We start from the raw sequence: 15,627 nt of genomic DNA on the forward strand, positions 1-15,627 counted from the left end.
CCGCCGGCCGGGGCGGCCCGGCGCCCGCCCGGGGGCTGCTTCTCCTAGTGCTGCGACCGGGAAGGCCGCAGCACTAGCAGTCGGATTGCGGTGCCGGGCGTGCCGCGTGGCGGGCGTCCGGGTTCGCCAGGAGGTGGCGGGGGTCGGTGGCTCGGGTGATCGCCGCCTCCACGGCCGTGATGCGGTCGGCGAGCAGGCCGAGTGCGGCGACCGCGCGGGTGAGCGGGTCGTCCTCGGGGCCGCCGAGGGTGCGTGCGCGGACGTACGCCGCCTTGATCTCGGCCCAGCGCCGCGCGTCCTCGCCCGTCAGCGTGCCGCGCAGCTCGGCCAGTTTCAGCAGGTTGGCCTCGGCGCCGGTGGTGAGGGTCTGGGCCTCGGCCGTGTAGTGGTCGTCGACCACGGCGGCCGCCTCGGCGTCGTTCATGACCGGCCGGATCCGCTGGGCGATCTTGTTCATGTTGCGGTAGGAGCCCTGGAGGAGGAACGGCGGCTCGGTGCGCGTGTCGTCGGAGCGGGCGGCTGAGGCGATGTACGCCGCGTTGACCGCGAGGACCGTCGAGCGGGCCGCGAGCAGGTGGCGCAGCACCGCCAGGATCCGCTCCAGTTCGGCCGGCGCGTACGGGTGGGACAGCCGGTCGGCGCGGGCCGACGGGTCGCCCTCGGCGAGCCGGATCAGCAGTTCCAGGTCGGCGCGGTCGCGGCCGGCGAGCGGCGCGAGGACCGGGTTGGCGGTGAGGGCGTTCTCCACGAAGCTGAGCGCGAAGGCGTCCTCCTTGCCGGTCAGGACGTCGCCGAGGTTCCACACGTCGGCGCGGTTGGCGAGCATGTCGGGCACGCGGAAGCGGGCGCCGGACTCGGTGTACGGGTTGCCGGTCATGCACACCGCGAACCGCTTGCCGCGCAGGTCGTAGGTGCGCGGCTGGCCGTCCCCGACGCCCTCGACGCGGCGGGTGGCGTCGCACAACGGGATGAACTTCTGGAGCAGTTCGGGCGAGGTGTGCTGGATGTCGTCGAGGTGGAGGAGGGTGTTGTTGCCCGCCTCCAGCGCGAAGTTGATCTTCTCGATCTCCTGGCGGGCGGTCGCGTTGGGCGCCTCGGCGGGATCGAGCGAGGTGACGCCGTGGCCGAGCGCGGGCCCGTTGACCTTGACGAGGACCAGACCGAGGCGGTCGGCCACGTACTCCATGAGCGTCGTCTTGCCGTAGCCGGGCGGGGAGATGAGCAGGAGCAGTCCGCCGCTGTCGGTGCGCTTGGCGGCGCCGGTGGTGCCGAGCTGCTTGGCGAGGTTGTCGCCGACGAGCGGCAGGTACACCTCGTCGATGAGGCGGCTGCGCACGAACGTCGACATCACGCGCGGCCGGAACTCGTCCAGGCGCACGCGGGTGCGCTCGGCGGTCAGCAGGGCGGCGCGGCGGCGCTGGTAGGCGCGGTGGGCGGGGACCTCGTGGGTGCGGAACCGGCGGGTGCGGGCCAGGAGTTCGTCGATCCGTACGGTGAGGGCACGGCCGGTGATGCGCGGGTGCGCGCCGCGCAGGTCCTCGACAGTCTCGGTCAGCGGGGCGGCCGACTCGTGGCGTGGCAGGTCCGGGCAGAGCTCGGCGGCGACGGCCTCGGCCAGGTCGCCGGGCGCCGGGGCGGTGCCGGTCGCGGCGGTGTACGACGCCAGCCACGCCTCGACGAGTTGCCGGCGCGCGGACAGGCCGTCGATACCGGCGAGGTCGTCGTCGTACGCCGACGTGCCCACCGTGCGACGGAACTTGTCGAGCAGGGTGCGGGTGCCGGCGCTGATCACGAAGCCGTCGGGGCCGGTCGTCAGTTCCTCGACGAGGTACGCGGCGGCAGCGGCGCCGTCCGGTCCGCCGATCGCGTCGGCCAACTCGCCCTCCAGGGCGCCGAGTCCGGCCGCCGGTCCGAAGGTGTCGCGGGCCCGGGCGAGCGACACGGCGCGCCGGGTCCAGCTCTGGCGCTGTTCGGCGGTGGTGCCGTGGGCCCAGAACAGCTGGGCCGCGGCGCGCGCCGAGGGCTCGTGGCGCAGGGGTCCGGCAGCGGCGTACAGGCGCAGCAGCGCGGTGAGGACGAGCACCGCGTCGTGGTCGTGGACGCCCCGGTCGTAGCCCTCGTCGTACGCGGCCTCGGCGGCCCGCCGGACCAGGTCGGGCAGGTCGGCCTCGGCGAGGGCCTCGGCGCCGTGCTCGTCGAGGAGCCGGGCGGCGAGGTGCTCGGCGCGGTAGACGTCGGGCGACTCCGAGGGCAGCGGGCGCTCCCAGTAGGGGCGGGTGGCCGCGAAGTCGGGGTCGGTGACCGGGGCGCGGTAGTCGGTGCCGGTCAGGGCGAAGGCGAGGCTGTCGCCGTGCGGGACGAGAGTGAGGTCGAGGGGCTGGGTGTTGACGGCGAAGAGGTGGTCACCGAGGCGGAGGGTGCGGCCGTCGTCGGCGTACAGGTCGGTGCGGTCGCGCAGGGCGCGCAGCGCCTCCTGGTGGGCGGCCTTGAGCCGTCCCTCGAGTTCCTCCGCCCGTACCTGGTCGCCGAGTTCGCGCAGTTCGCCGGCGACGCGGCGGACCTTGAGGGGCATCGGGTCGGAGGTGAAGTAGGTGGCGACGGCGTCCGCGTCGGGGAGGGCGGCGGCGCGGCGGGTGACGGTCCGCAGCACGCGGCCCGCGGAGTCGGCGAGGCGTTCGGCACGGCGGGCGCGGGCGTCGGCGAGGGTCTGCTTGCGGGCGGTGAACGCCTCGTGGATGTCGTCGCGTTTGTTCGCGAGGTCGCCGAGGAAGTCGTCGAACTCGGCGAACCGGGATTCCAGGTTCTCCAACTGGACGAGAGTCCGGGCGAGTTGCTCGTCACAGGCCTCGGGGCTGTCGGCCGCGGCGAGCGCGGCGGTCACGGTGTGGCCGAGGAGCGCGAACTGGGTGGCGAACTCGGCGCGTCCCTCGCGGTCGAGGAGGGCGCGGCGGCGGCGTTCGAGGCCGGCGCGGGCGTGGTTGACGCCGCCGAGGACCTCGGCGACGCGTTCCAGGACGGCGGTGCGGACGGTGGCGTCGGCGTCGTCGAGTCCGGCGACCACTTCGGTGACGGTGTCGAGTCCGCGGGTGAGGGCGTCGAGACGGGCGGCGAGCGGCTCGGCCTCGGCGACGGTGGCGATGTCCTCGGCCGCGGCGACGAGTGCGTCCACCTCCTCCTGCTGTGCGGTGAAGGCGTCCTCGCGGGTGAGGTGGGTGAGGGCGCGCTGCCCGAAGGCGGCGAGGTCGGCGTCGATGCCCGCGGCGAGTGCGTCGATGCGGTCGGTGTCCGCGTACCGCATGTCCTTCAGGGTCAGCAAGTGGCCCTGCGCGGCACGGAGTTCGGTCAGTCCGGCGACCCAGGCGGTGGCGGCGCGGGGTGCTTCGCCGCGCAGGCGGCGTACGACGGCGGTGACGCGGTCGGTGGCCTCGGTGAGCGCGTCGGCGGCCTGCCGGGTCAGGGTCCGCACGGTCTCGAACTCGGTGATGACCTGCTCTGCGGTCGCGCGTACCTGCTCCAACGGCTCCAGCAGGTCGCCGAGTTCGGGGTCGCCCAGCCAGTGGTGGGTGTCGGCGGCGGTGACGCAGTCGGCGGCGATCGCCCGGTACACCTCGCCGGTGGGCGTGGTCCCGGTGACGGCGGCCGCGACGGACAGGCAGTCGGAGATGCCGCGCACGAGGTCGGCGTTGCCGACGCGGGCCACCGCCCCGCCCCCGGCGGGCCGCGCGGCGGCGTGGGTGTCGGAGACGTAGGGGGACGTCCAGCGCTGGACGGCGTGGACGCGCTGCGGCTCGGCGTCGTTGCCCGCGGGGTCCCCGCGCAGCGCGAGCAGCGTGCCGTCGTCGAACAGGGCCCAGCCGTGGCAGGTCAGCGGGTTGGCGACCTCCTTGCGGATCACGTTGTACGGCAGCAGGACGCTGCGTCCCTCCACGCGCGCGTGGAAGGCGTACAGGACGTCCTCGCCGTTGGGTGAGCGTATCTCGCGCTCGAACTCCAGCTCGGCGGTGTCGATGCCGTCGAACGTCTTGTGCGCGCCGCCGGCCAGGCAGTAGCCGCCGGGGAAGGCGATGCCCTGGTCCTCGGGCAGCCGCCGGCAGGCCCGGCCGATGCCGTCGAGGCGGACGACGGTCCGGGTGAGGGTGTTGAAGACCAGGTAGCGGTGGGTGTCCTCCTTGTACGGCAGGACGTCCAGCAGGATGAGCGCGCCCACGCGGGCGTAGGCGATGTCCGCGTCGGCGAGGGACTGGAGCGGCTCGGCGACCGGCTCGCAGTGGACGCCCTCGCCGGTCTCCGTGTCGTTCTCGGTCTTGACGGTGAGCGTGCCGCCGGTCGTCGACACGTACAGCTCGTCCTCGACGGCGACGTGCGGGTGCCTGCCCAGGACGTGGTCCTCGCGGGTCGTCGGCGTCCACGTGAAGTCGTGGGCGGGCGGGAAGACGTGGTCGCGGTCGCCGCGGGCGTCGAGGAAGGACACCTGTCCGTCGTCGGTGGCGGCCCAGCGCAGCACGCGGAGGTCGGCGGCCTTCTCGCCGGTGCGGAACACGGCCAGCAACTTGCCGTCGACGCAACGCAGTTGCAGCAGGTGTGCCTGGCGGTAGTAGCGGTACAGGGCGGCGAACTCGCGGCGGAACGCGGGGTCGTCGAGCAGGCCGGGCACGGCGTCGTCGGGCAGCCGGTTCAGGTCGCGGTCGTACAGCGCGAAGACGTCGCCGACGGCCGTCTCGTTCCTGAGGCCGCCGAAGTCGTTGTGGCCGAAGAGCAGGGCGTCGCCCACGGCGACGACGTCGCGGGGCACGCGGGCGTGCTCGGTGCGCAGCCGCTCGGCGCCCGCGAGTTCGAGCCGCTGGGCGCCGAACTCCTCGACGCGGCGGGCGTTGAGGGCCTCGGCGCGGCGGGCGAGCTCCGCGGCCTGAGCGGTGAGGCGGTCGCGCAGCACCTCGTAGGTGCCCGTGTCCAGGCCGGTGGTCATGGATCCCTCTCAGGAAGTCGGTCGGACGCGGCCGGGAGCCGCCGCCGGGTGGGCGGCGGCGGCTTTCCGGCCGGGGCGGTCAGTGCGCGGCGCCGCTGCCGTTGACCGCGGTGAGCGGGGTGTCCGCGAGGCCGAGCTCACCGGCGGCGTCCAGCAGGCGCTGGAGCTGTCCGGCCTGTGCGCCGCCGCCGTTGATGAGCTTCATCAGCAGCGCGGACACGGTCAGGTTCCGCACGTCGGCGGTGGACGCCTGGCCGAGGACGCGGCTCAGGTCGTCGGTGAAGCTCGACGTGCCGTCCAGCCACGGCCCCGCGAGGGCCTGCGCGGTCTCGGAGTTCTGGACGAAGCCGTCGACGCTCTTGCCGAGCGCGATCGAGGACATCAGCCGGTCGAGGAACAGCGACTCGCCGCCGACGATGTTGATGTCGGCGCCCTCCAGGCCGGTGGCGAGCACGGTGGCCTGCGCCTCGGCGACCTGCCGCTGCGCGTCGAGGGCGGCGAGCCGGACGTCCTTCTCGGCCTCCAGGCGCAGCCGGTACTCCTCGTGGCCGCGGGAGGCGTCGTCCAGGGCGGCCATCGCCGCCGCCTTCTCGGTGAGGCCCGCGGCCTCCGCCTTGAGCTTCTCCCCGATGCCCTCGGCCTCCGCCAGTGCCTTCGCCTTCGTGCCCTCCGCCTCGGCCCGCATGCGCGCCTGGGCGGCCTCCGCCTCCGCGCGGCCGGCCTTCTCGATGACCTCCGCCTCCTTGTCGCGGACCTGGACCGCCGCGAGCCCTTCGGCGGCGGACTCGGCCCGGACGCCCTCGGCGAGCCGCACCTTGGCCTGCGCGTCGAGGTCGGCGCTCTTCAACCGGGCCTCGGCCAGGGTGAGTTCCTCGGCGGCGCGGTGCACGGCGGCCTGCTCGGCGGCCTCCGCGGCCTTGATCTCCTTGACGAGGGTCTCCTGCGCCTCGGCCTCCGCCGCGATGACGACGGCCTGCCGCTGCCGTTCCGCCTCCTCCACGGCCCGCAGCCGCTTGATGGCCTCCTCCTGCTCGGCCACGGTCCGGTCCACGGCGACGCGTTCCCGGATGACCTCGGCGATGTCCCGCTTCTCCGCCTCGACCTCCTTCTCGGCGGCGATCCGCGTCAGGCCGGTCTCCCGCTCGCGGGCGATGACTTCGAGGACGCGGTCTTTCTCGATGCGCTCGTTCTCGATGGCGATGACCCGCTCGCGGTTCTTCGCGGCGACGGCGATCTCGCGGGCCTGGTTCTCCCGCTGCACGCCGAGTTGCTCCTCGGTCCTGAGGAACGCGGCCTGGGCACGCAGCCGTTCCTCCTCCACCACCCGCGCCGTCTCGGCCTCCTCGCGGGCCCGTACCGTCTCGATCTCGCGGCGCTGCTTGATCTCGGCGTCCGCCTGGCGGCGCTCCAGCTCCAGGATGGCCTCGCGCGCGTCGACGTTCTGCCGGGTGATCTCCTTCTCCTCGGTGCGCCGGAACTCGTTGGTGCGCACGTGCTCGATCGCCGTCAGCTCGGTGATCTTGCGGATGCCCTGTGCGTCGAGGACGTTGGCCGGGTCGAGCTGGCTGAGCGGCGTCTGCTCCAGGTAGTCGATCGCGGCGTCCTCGAGGTGGTAGCCGCTCAGGTCGATGCCGATGACCTCGATGATGCGGTACCGCAGTTCCTCGCGCTTGGTGTAGAGGTCGGTGAAGTCCATCTGCTTGCCGACGGTCTTCAGCGCCTCGGAGAACTTCGCGTGGAACAGTTCCTGGAGGGTTTCCCGGTCGCTCGCGCGTGCCGTGCCGACGGCCTGGGCGACCTTGATGACGTCCTCGACGGTCTTGTTGACCTTGACGAAGAACGAGATGCGGATGTCGGCGCGGATGTTGTCCCGGCAGATCAGCCCGTCCTTGCCGGCCCGCGTGATCTCGATGGTCTTCACCGAGATGTCCATCACCTCGGCCTTGTGCAGCACCGGCAGGACGACCTGTCCGGTGAAGGTCACGTCGACCTTCCGCAGTTTGGAGACGATCAGCGCCTTGCCCTGTTCCACCTTGCGGAACAGCCGGGAGACGAGGAACAGCAGGAGCAGGCAGGCGGCGACGAGCACGCCGACGCCCACGATCACGACAGTCATGGCATACGTCCTTGAGGCGAAACGGAGTTGAGCCTGAGGAGAATCGGGCGCCGGACGACGTCCGCGGTCCGGGCCGCACGGTTTCGCGGCTCGACGTCGGACCCGTGCGATGTCGCTCGGCACGCCGTCGTTCCGGCGCCCGGCATCGGTGTCGTCAGCCGTGCTCCCCCTGAGCTCATGCTGCCCGCCCTGTTACGGTCCGCGCATTGCCGGATCCCGGCAGTGTTCACCGGGGTCTGCATGCCGGTGGCCGTCAGGTACGCGTCATCCACACGGCACGGTGGTCATCGCTCGGCGGTGAGCGTCTCGCGCAGTCCGGCCGGATCGTGGGCCAGCGCCTTCGGCACCCGCTGGTTCCATCCGGCCGCGAACTCGTCGACGGACCGCACGACGGACCGGCGCAGCCGGCCGTGCAGCAGCCGGAGCAGCACGGCCGCGAGCGGGCGCAGCAGGCCGCGGCCGCGCAGGATGACGGTGACGCGCACGTCCCACTGGTCGCCGTAGTCGCGCGGGCGGGGCGCTGCCCGCAGTTCGGCCCGGAAGAGGCGGTGGGTGAGCCGGGCCCCGAGCGGGACGGCAGCGGCGCCGCGTTTGCCGTCCGCCGCGGCCCACCAGTCGTCGAGCCGCAGGCGCAGCGTGCCGTCCAGCGCGGACAGGGCGGACCCGGCGGACAGGGCGGGTCCCGTGCCGTCGAGGCGGGCATATCCGTCGATCCGGAGGTGCCGCGGCCGGTCGGCGCTCCACAATGTGGTGCGCAGCCCGAACTCGCCGTCGCCGGTGACCAGGCGCGCCTCGGCCCGCAGGGCGCGCCGCCGGTTCCATTCCTGGAGCGTGACGTGCGCCGTCTCACCGTCGTCGTCCGTGACGGCGTACACCGCGCCGGTCCGCAGATGCCGGCCCTCCACCAGCCGCACGTCCGGGACGACGTTCCCGCCGGGCAGCCGGATCCGGCCGTCCTCGGCCCGGCTGTCGTCCGCCAGACCGGCGAGCACGGCCAGGACGGACTCGCACCAGGAGCGGGGCACGGCGTGGAGGAGAACGGTGTGACGGACACGGACCATGCCGGGATGATGCCGCCCGGCGTCGGCACCTTCCATGCGGCGGCACGGCAGTTCCGCCCGGGACACGGTGCCGGATCCCGGCAGTGGGGGGGGCAAGCGGGCGCTGTGGGGGGCAAGCGGGCGCCGTGGGCGGCGCCCGAGGGGTGGTCGGCGCACCACGCGGGCCGTCGCGACGGTCGGCGTCATGCGAGTCGTCACGGCTGATCGGCGCGCCACGGCCTGTCACGGTGGGGTGGCGCCACGCGGGCCGCCACGACGGGTCGGCTCCGCGCGGGACGTCACGGCAGGTCGGCGCCGGGCGGGTCGTCTCCCCCGTTCGGGAGGCCGAGGCCGGTGAGGGCGCCGACCGGGTCGAGGTCGGGGGTGCCGCGCGGCCACCAGTCCTCGCGGCCCGGTTCCGACTCGTACGCGTACCACAAGCCGTCGCGCCCGAGGCGCAGTTGGAGGTGGCCCCGCGGGTGCGTGAGGGTGTTGTGCCAGGGGCGGAACGCGGGCAGGTCGGCGGCGAGGAGCAGTGGCCGGGCCCGGTCGAAACGGCCTGCGGGCGGGTCCCAGAACTCGTCGAGGACGGTGAGGCCGGCGAGGCCGCCCTGCCGCCAGGCGGCCACCGCGCGGGCCAGGTCGGCCGGGGTGCGGCCGGTGGCGGTGGCGAGCGAGGAGTACAGGGAGCGGGTGCTCGCGGTGAGTCCGGAGCCGGGGCGGGCGGCGGCGAGCCGGACGGCGTCCTGCCACAGCGTCAGGCCGCCGACCGGGTCCCGGCTGGTGGTGAGCAGCGCGTGGGCGCGGGCGGCGGCGTCGGTGGCGAGCTGGTCCAGCGCGAACGGGTCCGGGCCGCCCGGCGCCGCCGGGTAGGCCGGGGGCTGCTCGGGGTGCGGAGGCGGGGGCAACGGCGCCGGGAGCGGCGGCAGTCGGCGCGGGGCGACGGCGTCGACGGCGCGTACGCCGGGGACCGCGGCCGGTGCCCGGTCCTGGGTGGCGCGGGCCGCGCGGGCGGCGCTGAGCCGGGACAGGTCGTCCAGCAGTCGGCGTTCGCCCCGGCCGCGCAGCAGGAGCAGCACGAACGGGTCGGCGTCGAGCAGCCGGGCCGTCTGGTAGCAGAGCGCGGCGGCGTGCTTGCAGGGGTGGCCGGAGTCGGGGCAGCTGCACTGCGGCGCGAGGTCGCCGGGGCCGGGCAGCAGCGGGACTCCGCAGTCCGCGAGCGACTGGGGCAGCTCCTTGTCGAGCAACGCGGCGATGTGGCCCGGCCGTTCGGCCGCGGCGTCCAGGAACCTGTCCCAGTCGGCGTCGTCGAGGGTGCGCAGGCGCAGCTGGACGCGGTACGGGCGGGGGCGGGTGCCCTGCACGTAGGCGAGTACCAGTCCCGGTGTGACGGTGATCGCGTCGACGTGGCCGCGCGCCGCGTAACCGCGCCCGCGCGCGAGGCGGTTGGCGTCCAGCGCGCCTTCCTCCAGCGCCGCGACCCACGCCTCGCCCCACCAGGTCTCGGCGAACGCCCCGTCCTCCGCGGAACCCTCGGGACATGCGGGAAGCGCCGGGAAGGTCCGCCGCAGCTCACCGTCCCGGCCGGGGGCGGCCATGGAACGCGGGGAGGCGGGGGCGGCGAGGACGCCGGGGTCGGCGGGTCGGCGCGGGGCGCCGGGGTCGGTCGTGGATCGACGCGGCTCGACGGGGTCGGCGGGGTCGTTTGTGGACCGGCGCGGGGCGACGGAGTCGGTGGTGGACCGGCTCGGGGCGACGGGGTCCGAGGCTGGCGGATCCGGCGTGGTTCTCCCGCGCGGGGGGCGTTCGTGTCCGGTGGTCGGGCGAGCCGTGCGCGCGGGTTCCACGGGCGCGCCTGCGGTGGGCTCGTCCTCAGCCGCCTCCGGGGGGAGTTGGAACGCGCCGGCCAGCAACTCCCGCAGCTCGCGGGCGCGGGTGGCCGCGGCGGACCGCTCGGCTCCGGGGCGGGGCGGCGCCGTACGCCGGTCACCGCGGCCCCGGCCGCGCGCGGCCCGCTCGTGTCCGTCGCCGGCGCCGCCGTCGCCGATTCCGTTGCTGTTGCCACTGCCACTGCCACTGCCAACGCCGCGTTCGCGCGCTCCGCCGTGCCGTGCCTCCGGTGTCGTACGGGCCCGGTCGGCCTCGGCCCGCGCCACGCGCAGCGCCTCACGGGCGATGTCGGCGGGCCGGGCGGAGGAGGACGCGGGCTCGACGCCGTCCTCGTCCCCCTCCTCGTCACCGTCGTCGCCAGCCTCGTCGTTCCCCTCCTCGTCTTCGTCCTCTGCGACGTCACGATCACCCTGCCCGGAGGGGGCCGCTTCCTCCCCGCGCGGGGCGAGGACGGCCGTCGGCTTCTCGACCGTGTCGCCCGAAGCGGCCTCGGGAGCGGGCACGTCGTCGGCGTCCGCGGGCTCTCCCGGCGCGTCCGCCCCGTCCTCGCCGGCGTCGGGCCGACCCGATGCGTCCCCCGCCCGCCGGGAGGCGAGGGCGCGGCGCAGCGCCTCGCGCGCGGCGTCGCCGGGACGGGGGCCGCCGCTTCCGCCGACCGGCGTCTCCTCGGCCCGCTCCTCCGTCTCCCCCGCCACGCCGTTCGGCGTCGTCGGGTCGGCGTCCCCGCTCCCCCGCGTCTCGGCCAGTGCCGCCCGCAGGGCCCGGCGGGCCTCCTCCGACGGGCGCGGGGTCATGACGGCCTCCGGAGGGACACCAGGTCGGCCAGGTCGCGGTCGGTCAATTCCGTGAGGGCCGCCTCGCCGGAGCCGAGGATCGCGTCGGCCAGGGCGCGCTTGGACTCCAGCATCTCGGCGATGCGGTCCTCCACCGTGCCCTCGGTGATGAGGCGGTGGACCTGGACGGGCTGGGTCTGGCCGATGCGGTAGGCACGGTCGGTGGCCTGCTCCTCCACGGCGGGGTTCCACCAGCGGTCGAAGTGGACGACGTGGCCCGCGCGGGTGAGGTTCAGGCCGGTGCCGGCCGCCTTCAGCGACAGCACAAGGACGGGGGTCGCGCCGCTCTGGAAGCGGTCGACCATGTGCTCCCGCTCCGGCACGGGCGTGCCGCCGTGCAGGAGTTCGGCCGGGACGGCGCGCTCGGCGAGGTGCGCGGTGATCAGGCGGGCCATGCCGACGTACTGCGTGAAGACGAGGGCGGAGCCGTCCTCCGCGAGGAGGGTGTCCAACAGCTCGTCCAGCAGGGCGAGTTTCCCGGACCTGGCGGCCTGCCGGTCGCCGCCGGTCAGCTCCTCCTTCAGGAACAGGGCGGGGTGGTCGCAGATCTGCTTCAGCGAGGTGAGGAGCTTGAGGACCATGCCGCGGCGTGCCATGCCCTCGGCGGTCTCGATGGCCAGCATCGACTCGCGCACCACCGCCTCGTACAGCGCGGCCTGTTCGCGGGTGAGCGGCACCGGGTGGTCGGTCTCCGTCTTGGGCGGCAGCTCGGGCACGATGCCGGGGTCGGACTTCTTGCGGCGCAGCAGGAAGGGCCGCACGAGCCGGGCCAGCCGCTCGACCGCCTCCTCGTCCTCGCCGGTCTCGACGGCGCGCGCGTGCCGGGCGCGGAAGGACTTCAGGGGGCCGAGCAGGCCGGGGGTGGTCCAGTCGAGCAGGGCCCACAGCTCGGAGAGGTTGTTCTCGACCGGGGTGCCGGTGAGGGCCACGCGCGCGGGGGTCGGGATGGTGCGCAGCGCCTTGGCGGTGGCGGAGTAGGGGTTCTTGACGTGCTGGGCCTCGTCGGCGACGACCATGCCCCAGTGCTGCTCGGCGAGGGCGGGGGCCGCGCTGCGCATCGTGCCGTACGTGGTGAGGACGAAGCCGCCGGGCGGCAGGTCGGTGAGGCTGCGGTCGGGGCCGTGGAAGCGGCGGACGGGGACGCCGGGGGCGAACCGGGTGATCTCCCGCTGCCAGTTGCCGAGCAGGGAGGCCGGGCAGACCACGAGCGTCGGTTCGCGGCGGGCGCGTTTGAGGTGCAGGGCGATGACGGTGATCGTCTTGCCGAGGCCCATGTCGTCGGCGAGGCAGCCGCCGAGGCCGAGGGAGGTCATGAGCTCCAGCCAGGCCAGGCCGCGCAGTTGGTAGTCGCGCAGGGTGGCGCGCAGGCCGGGCGGCGGCTCGGCGGGCCGGACGCCGGCGGTGAGGCGGTCGCGCAGAACGGCGAGCGTGCCCGCGGGCACGGCCTCGACGGTCTCGCCGTCGACCTCGGCGGTGCCGGTGAGGGCGACGGACAGGGCGTCGACCGGGTCGAGCAGGCCGAGGTCGCGTTTGCGGGCCTTGCGGACGAGGGCGGGGTCGACCAGCACCCACTGGTCGCGGAGCCGGACGACGGGGCGGTGCGCCTCGGCGAGCGCGTCCATCTCGGCCTCGGTGAGGGGGTCGCCGCCGAGGGCGAGCTGCCAGCGGAACTGGAGGAGGTCCTCGCTCTCGAAGAAGCCGGTGCCGTCGGTGGCGGAGCCGGGCGCGGGCCGGACGACGGCCGTGGCGGCCAGGTCCTGCGCGAGGTCGCGCGGCCAGTGCACGGCGACGCCGGCGGCGGCGAGCCGGGTGGCGGCGACGCCGAGGAGGTCGCCGAGTTCGTCCTCGGACAGGGCGAGCACGTCGGGCACGTCCTGGTCGCCGAGCCGGTCGAGCGGCGGCCAGACGCGGGCCGCCCGGCGCACCGCGAGCGCGGCGTCCACGCGCGCGCGTGGCCCGAAGGCGTCGTCCGCCGTGCCCGCCCACAGGGCGGCCGCGTCGGCCACGAGGGTGGGGTCGGCGAGGCTGTGCACCTGGACGATCGCGGCGCCCGCGGCGCGCGTGCCGGCGTCGGGATCGCCGTCGAACAGGTCGGACGCCGACAGGTCCAGGCGCAGCGAGATCCGCACGCCCGCGTCCATGCCGGCGGCGACCTCGGCGGCCCAGTCGTGCGCGTGGGGCAGGTGCTGGGCGGTGCTCGCGGCGAAGGGTTTCCCGACGGCGTAGGGCGCGGCCGGGGTGCGGGGCAGGGTGTCCGCGACGGCGTCCAGGAAGGCCCGCACCAGCGTCTCGGGGTCGGGCAGCCGCAGCGGGCCGGGGCCGGGCAGCGGAACGGCGTGTCCCTCGTGGGGCAGGGCCGCGGCCACGGCCCTGAGGTGCGCGATGTCGTCGGGGTCGAGGGGGCCGGCCCGCCAGGCGTCGTGGGCGGTGGCGGTGAGGCCGGGCAGCAGGCGGCCCCGGGCGGTCAGCCGCAGCGCGTGCAGGGCGGCGGCGCCCCAGCAGGCGGTGGCGGGGTGGGCCGACGGGTCGTGCCGGGCGCCGGCGAGCAGCGGGAGTGCCTCGGCGACGGGGAGGATCAGCGCGGGAGTGGTCCTGCGGCGTACGCCCGCGCCGTGCCGTCGTACCACCGTGAGCTCGGTGTGCTCCGCGTCGGCGGCGGGCAGGGGGCCGCCCTCGGGGTCCCAGAAGGCGACGCTGCTCTCCCGCGGCAGGGGCGCGGGCAGGAAGACGGCCGCGAGCCGGGCGGGGACCGGGCCCCCGGCGGCCTCGTCCGTCCGCTCGGCCACCGCGACCGTGCCGCTCATACGTCCTGCCACCTCCCGTCCCGTGTGCCGGCTCATGTGTCTTCGACTCTACGGGCGGGGTCTGACAACCGGCCCCGGAACCGGGCCGGCGCGGGACGACCGCACCGGCCGGTGACCGGCGGCGGCAGGCCGTTCCGGCGGCCGGCGGCCGACGGCCGGCGCTACGGCACGGTGCGGGAGACGACGTAGACCATGACGTGGTCCGGGTTGGTCAGGTTCACCACCACGTCCTGGGTGGGCGCCGGGTTCTTCTGCCGGTGGACCAGGCCCCACCACCGGCCGTCGTCGGGGAACTTCCAGCCGCTGACCTTCTGGTCGCGGGCGCCTATCGTCACGTCGCCCTTCTCCAGGTCGGCGCGGGTGACGCCCATGCCGGTGAGGAACGCGTCCAGGCCCGCGCCGGTCGTGCCGAACTGGACGTAGAGGCGGCTGGTCTTCCAGTTGTTGGTCTCGTAGTAGGCGACGCGGTCCGCCGGGTGCGGGATCGGCACCTGGTAGAGGCGGCGCTGCACCTTGGACGGCCAGCCGGCGGTGAGGCCGGTCGCCGAGTACTTGGCCTCCTTGTCCTTGCCGCTGTCGCGGCTCTGGTTCGCGGAGATCACGAGGTAGCCGGCCGGGATGCCGATGAGCAGCACGATGATCAGCAGGGTGAGGGCCCTGCGGCGGATCATGTGCCGGCGGTCCTCGACGGGACGGGGCGCCCGGTCCGGGGCCGCCGGGTGCGGTACCGCGGTCATGCCGTCCCCTCGGTGGTGCGGCGGAACTGTTCTGTGGTGCGCCGGAACTGGGCGTAGCGCTCGTAGCGCTCGTACCGCTCCACGCGGCGCCGCTTGGCGCGGCGGAAGCGGCGGGCGACGAGCCGGGCGAGGTCGGCGGCGCCGACCATGCCGGCCTCGGGGCCGAGCTGGGCGCGGGCGATGCGGGCCTCGGGACGGTAGCCGCGTCCGGTGAGGTTGCGCCGGAACGCGTCCCGCGCGGGGCCGATCAGCAGATCGTCGGCGGCCGAGACTCCGCCACCGATGACGAAGCAGGACGGGTCGAGGGCGGCGGCGAGGTTGGCGATGCCGACGCCGAGCCACTGCCCGATGTCCTGGAGCAGCTCGATGCACATGGCGTCGCCCTCACGGGCCAGCTCGGTGATCATCGGGCCGGTGATGTCGGAGACGTTGCCCTTGACGTGCTCGATGATCCCGTAGGCGACCGGGGAGTCGGCGGCGGCCAGCTCGCGGGCCTCGCGCACCAGGGCGTTGCCGGAGCTGTACTGCTCCCAGCAGCCGCGGTTGCCGCACGGGCAGCGGTGGCCGCCGGGCACGACCTGCATGTGCCCGAACTCGCCGGCGACGCCGTACTTGCCGCGCTTGACCTGGCCGTCCTCCAGGATCGCGCCGCCGATGCCGGTGCCCAGGGTGATCATGACGAGGTGGTCCTCGTCGCGGCCGGCGCCGAAACGCCACTCCGCCCAGGCGGCGGTGTTGGCGTCGTTGTCGACGAGGACGGGGACGGAGAGCCGGTCGGAGATGCGGTCCCTGAGGGGTTCGTTGCGCCAGGACAGGTGCGGCGCGAACAGGACGCGGTTGCGGTCGGCGTCGACCCAGCCGGCCGCGCCGATGCCGACGGCGTGCACGTCGTGCCGGTCGGACAGATCCAGGACCAGCTCGACGATGGTGTCCTCGACGACCTTCGGGCTCTTGGACTTGTCCGGGGTCTCCGCGCGGAGCTTCTCCAGGATGTTGCCGTCGGCGTCGACCACGCCCGCCATCACCTTCGTGCCGCCGATGTCGATGCCCACCGTGGGCACCCGGGGCGCGGTCAGGTGGGACCGGCGCTCCCTGGTGCCGACGGTGCGCAGGACCGGCGCTCGGCGGGAGCCGATGGGGGCCGTGAAGTCGCGGTAGGTGCTCATCGTCGAACGATTCTGCCTCACGGCCGGGCCGGGTGTGGGGCGGGGCGAAACGCCGGGTGGGGGCCGGGGGGAACA

At 74.9% G+C, this 15,627-nt stretch carries 7 protein-coding genes; all 7 read right to left on the bottom strand.

All coding sequences use genetic code 11. The annotated features are described in order from the left end of the window. Positions 1-73: 73 nt before the first annotated feature. The 7 genes from ACZ7D7_RS18560 to ACZ7D7_RS18590 all read right to left on the bottom strand — a co-directional run bounded on the left by ACZ7D7_RS18560 (position 74) and on the right by ACZ7D7_RS18590 (position 15,552). Entirely contained in the window at positions 74-4,966 is a 4,893-nt protein-coding gene (locus tag ACZ7D7_RS18560; protein WP_470825511.1) for a DNA repair ATPase, read from the bottom strand. A gap of 79 nt (positions 4,967-5,045) precedes the next feature. Further along, positions 5,046-7,082 (bottom strand): flotillin family protein, encoded by a 2,037-nt coding sequence (locus tag ACZ7D7_RS18565; protein ID WP_470825512.1) that lies wholly within the window; start codon positions 7,080-7,082, stop codon positions 5,046-5,048. 284 nt (positions 7,083-7,366) lie between these two features. Further along, entirely contained in the window at positions 7,367-8,143 is a 777-nt protein-coding gene (locus ACZ7D7_RS18570; RefSeq protein ID WP_470825513.1) for a hypothetical protein, read from the bottom strand. A gap of 278 nt (positions 8,144-8,421) precedes the next feature. Further along, positions 8,422-10,806 (bottom strand): SWIM zinc finger family protein, encoded by a 2,385-nt coding sequence (locus ACZ7D7_RS18575; protein WP_470825514.1) that lies wholly within the window; start codon positions 10,804-10,806, stop codon positions 8,422-8,424. Continuing rightward, on the bottom strand, positions 10,803-13,649 hold the full coding sequence (locus tag ACZ7D7_RS18580; RefSeq protein WP_470825515.1) for a DEAD/DEAH box helicase: 2,847 nt from the start codon (positions 13,647-13,649) through the stop codon (positions 10,803-10,805). Before ACZ7D7_RS18580 ends, ACZ7D7_RS18575 begins: the two co-directional genes overlap by 4 nt. A gap of 161 nt (positions 13,650-13,810) precedes the next feature. Beyond that, complete coding sequence (locus tag ACZ7D7_RS18585; RefSeq protein ID WP_470825516.1) at positions 13,811-14,386, bottom strand: sugar kinase; 576 nt, start codon at positions 14,384-14,386, stop codon at positions 13,811-13,813. After that, entirely contained in the window at positions 14,383-15,552 is a 1,170-nt protein-coding gene (locus tag ACZ7D7_RS18590) for an ROK family glucokinase (RefSeq protein ID WP_470825517.1), read from the bottom strand. The genes ACZ7D7_RS18585 and ACZ7D7_RS18590 overlap by 4 nt, the downstream gene beginning before the upstream one ends. Positions 15,553-15,627: the final 75 nt, after the last annotated feature.

The sequence above is a fragment of the Streptomyces sp. NPDC037054 genome, from assembly GCF_055606745.1.

Excerpts from the sequence above, each read along its gene's own strand:
- ACZ7D7_RS18570 (WP_470825513.1), bottom strand. The coding sequence starts at position 8,143 with ATGGTCCGTGTCCGTCACACCGTTCTCCTCCACGCCGTGCCCCGCTCC.
- ACZ7D7_RS18565 (WP_470825512.1), bottom strand. The coding sequence starts at position 7,082 with ATGACTGTCGTGATCGTGGGCGTCGGCGTGCTCGTCGCCGCCTGCCTG.
- ACZ7D7_RS18585 (WP_470825516.1), bottom strand. The coding sequence starts at position 14,386 with ATGACCGCGGTACCGCACCCGGCGGCCCCGGACCGGGCGCCCCGTCCC.
- ACZ7D7_RS18560 (WP_470825511.1), bottom strand. The coding sequence starts at position 4,966 with ATGACCACCGGCCTGGACACGGGCACCTACGAGGTGCTGCGCGACCGC.
- ACZ7D7_RS18575 (WP_470825514.1), bottom strand. The coding sequence starts at position 10,806 with ATGACCCCGCGCCCGTCGGAGGAGGCCCGCCGGGCCCTGCGGGCGGCA.
- ACZ7D7_RS18580 (WP_470825515.1), bottom strand. The coding sequence starts at position 13,649 with ATGAGCGGCACGGTCGCGGTGGCCGAGCGGACGGACGAGGCCGCCGGG.
- ACZ7D7_RS18590 (WP_470825517.1), bottom strand. The coding sequence starts at position 15,552 with ATGAGCACCTACCGCGACTTCACGGCCCCCATCGGCTCCCGCCGAGCG.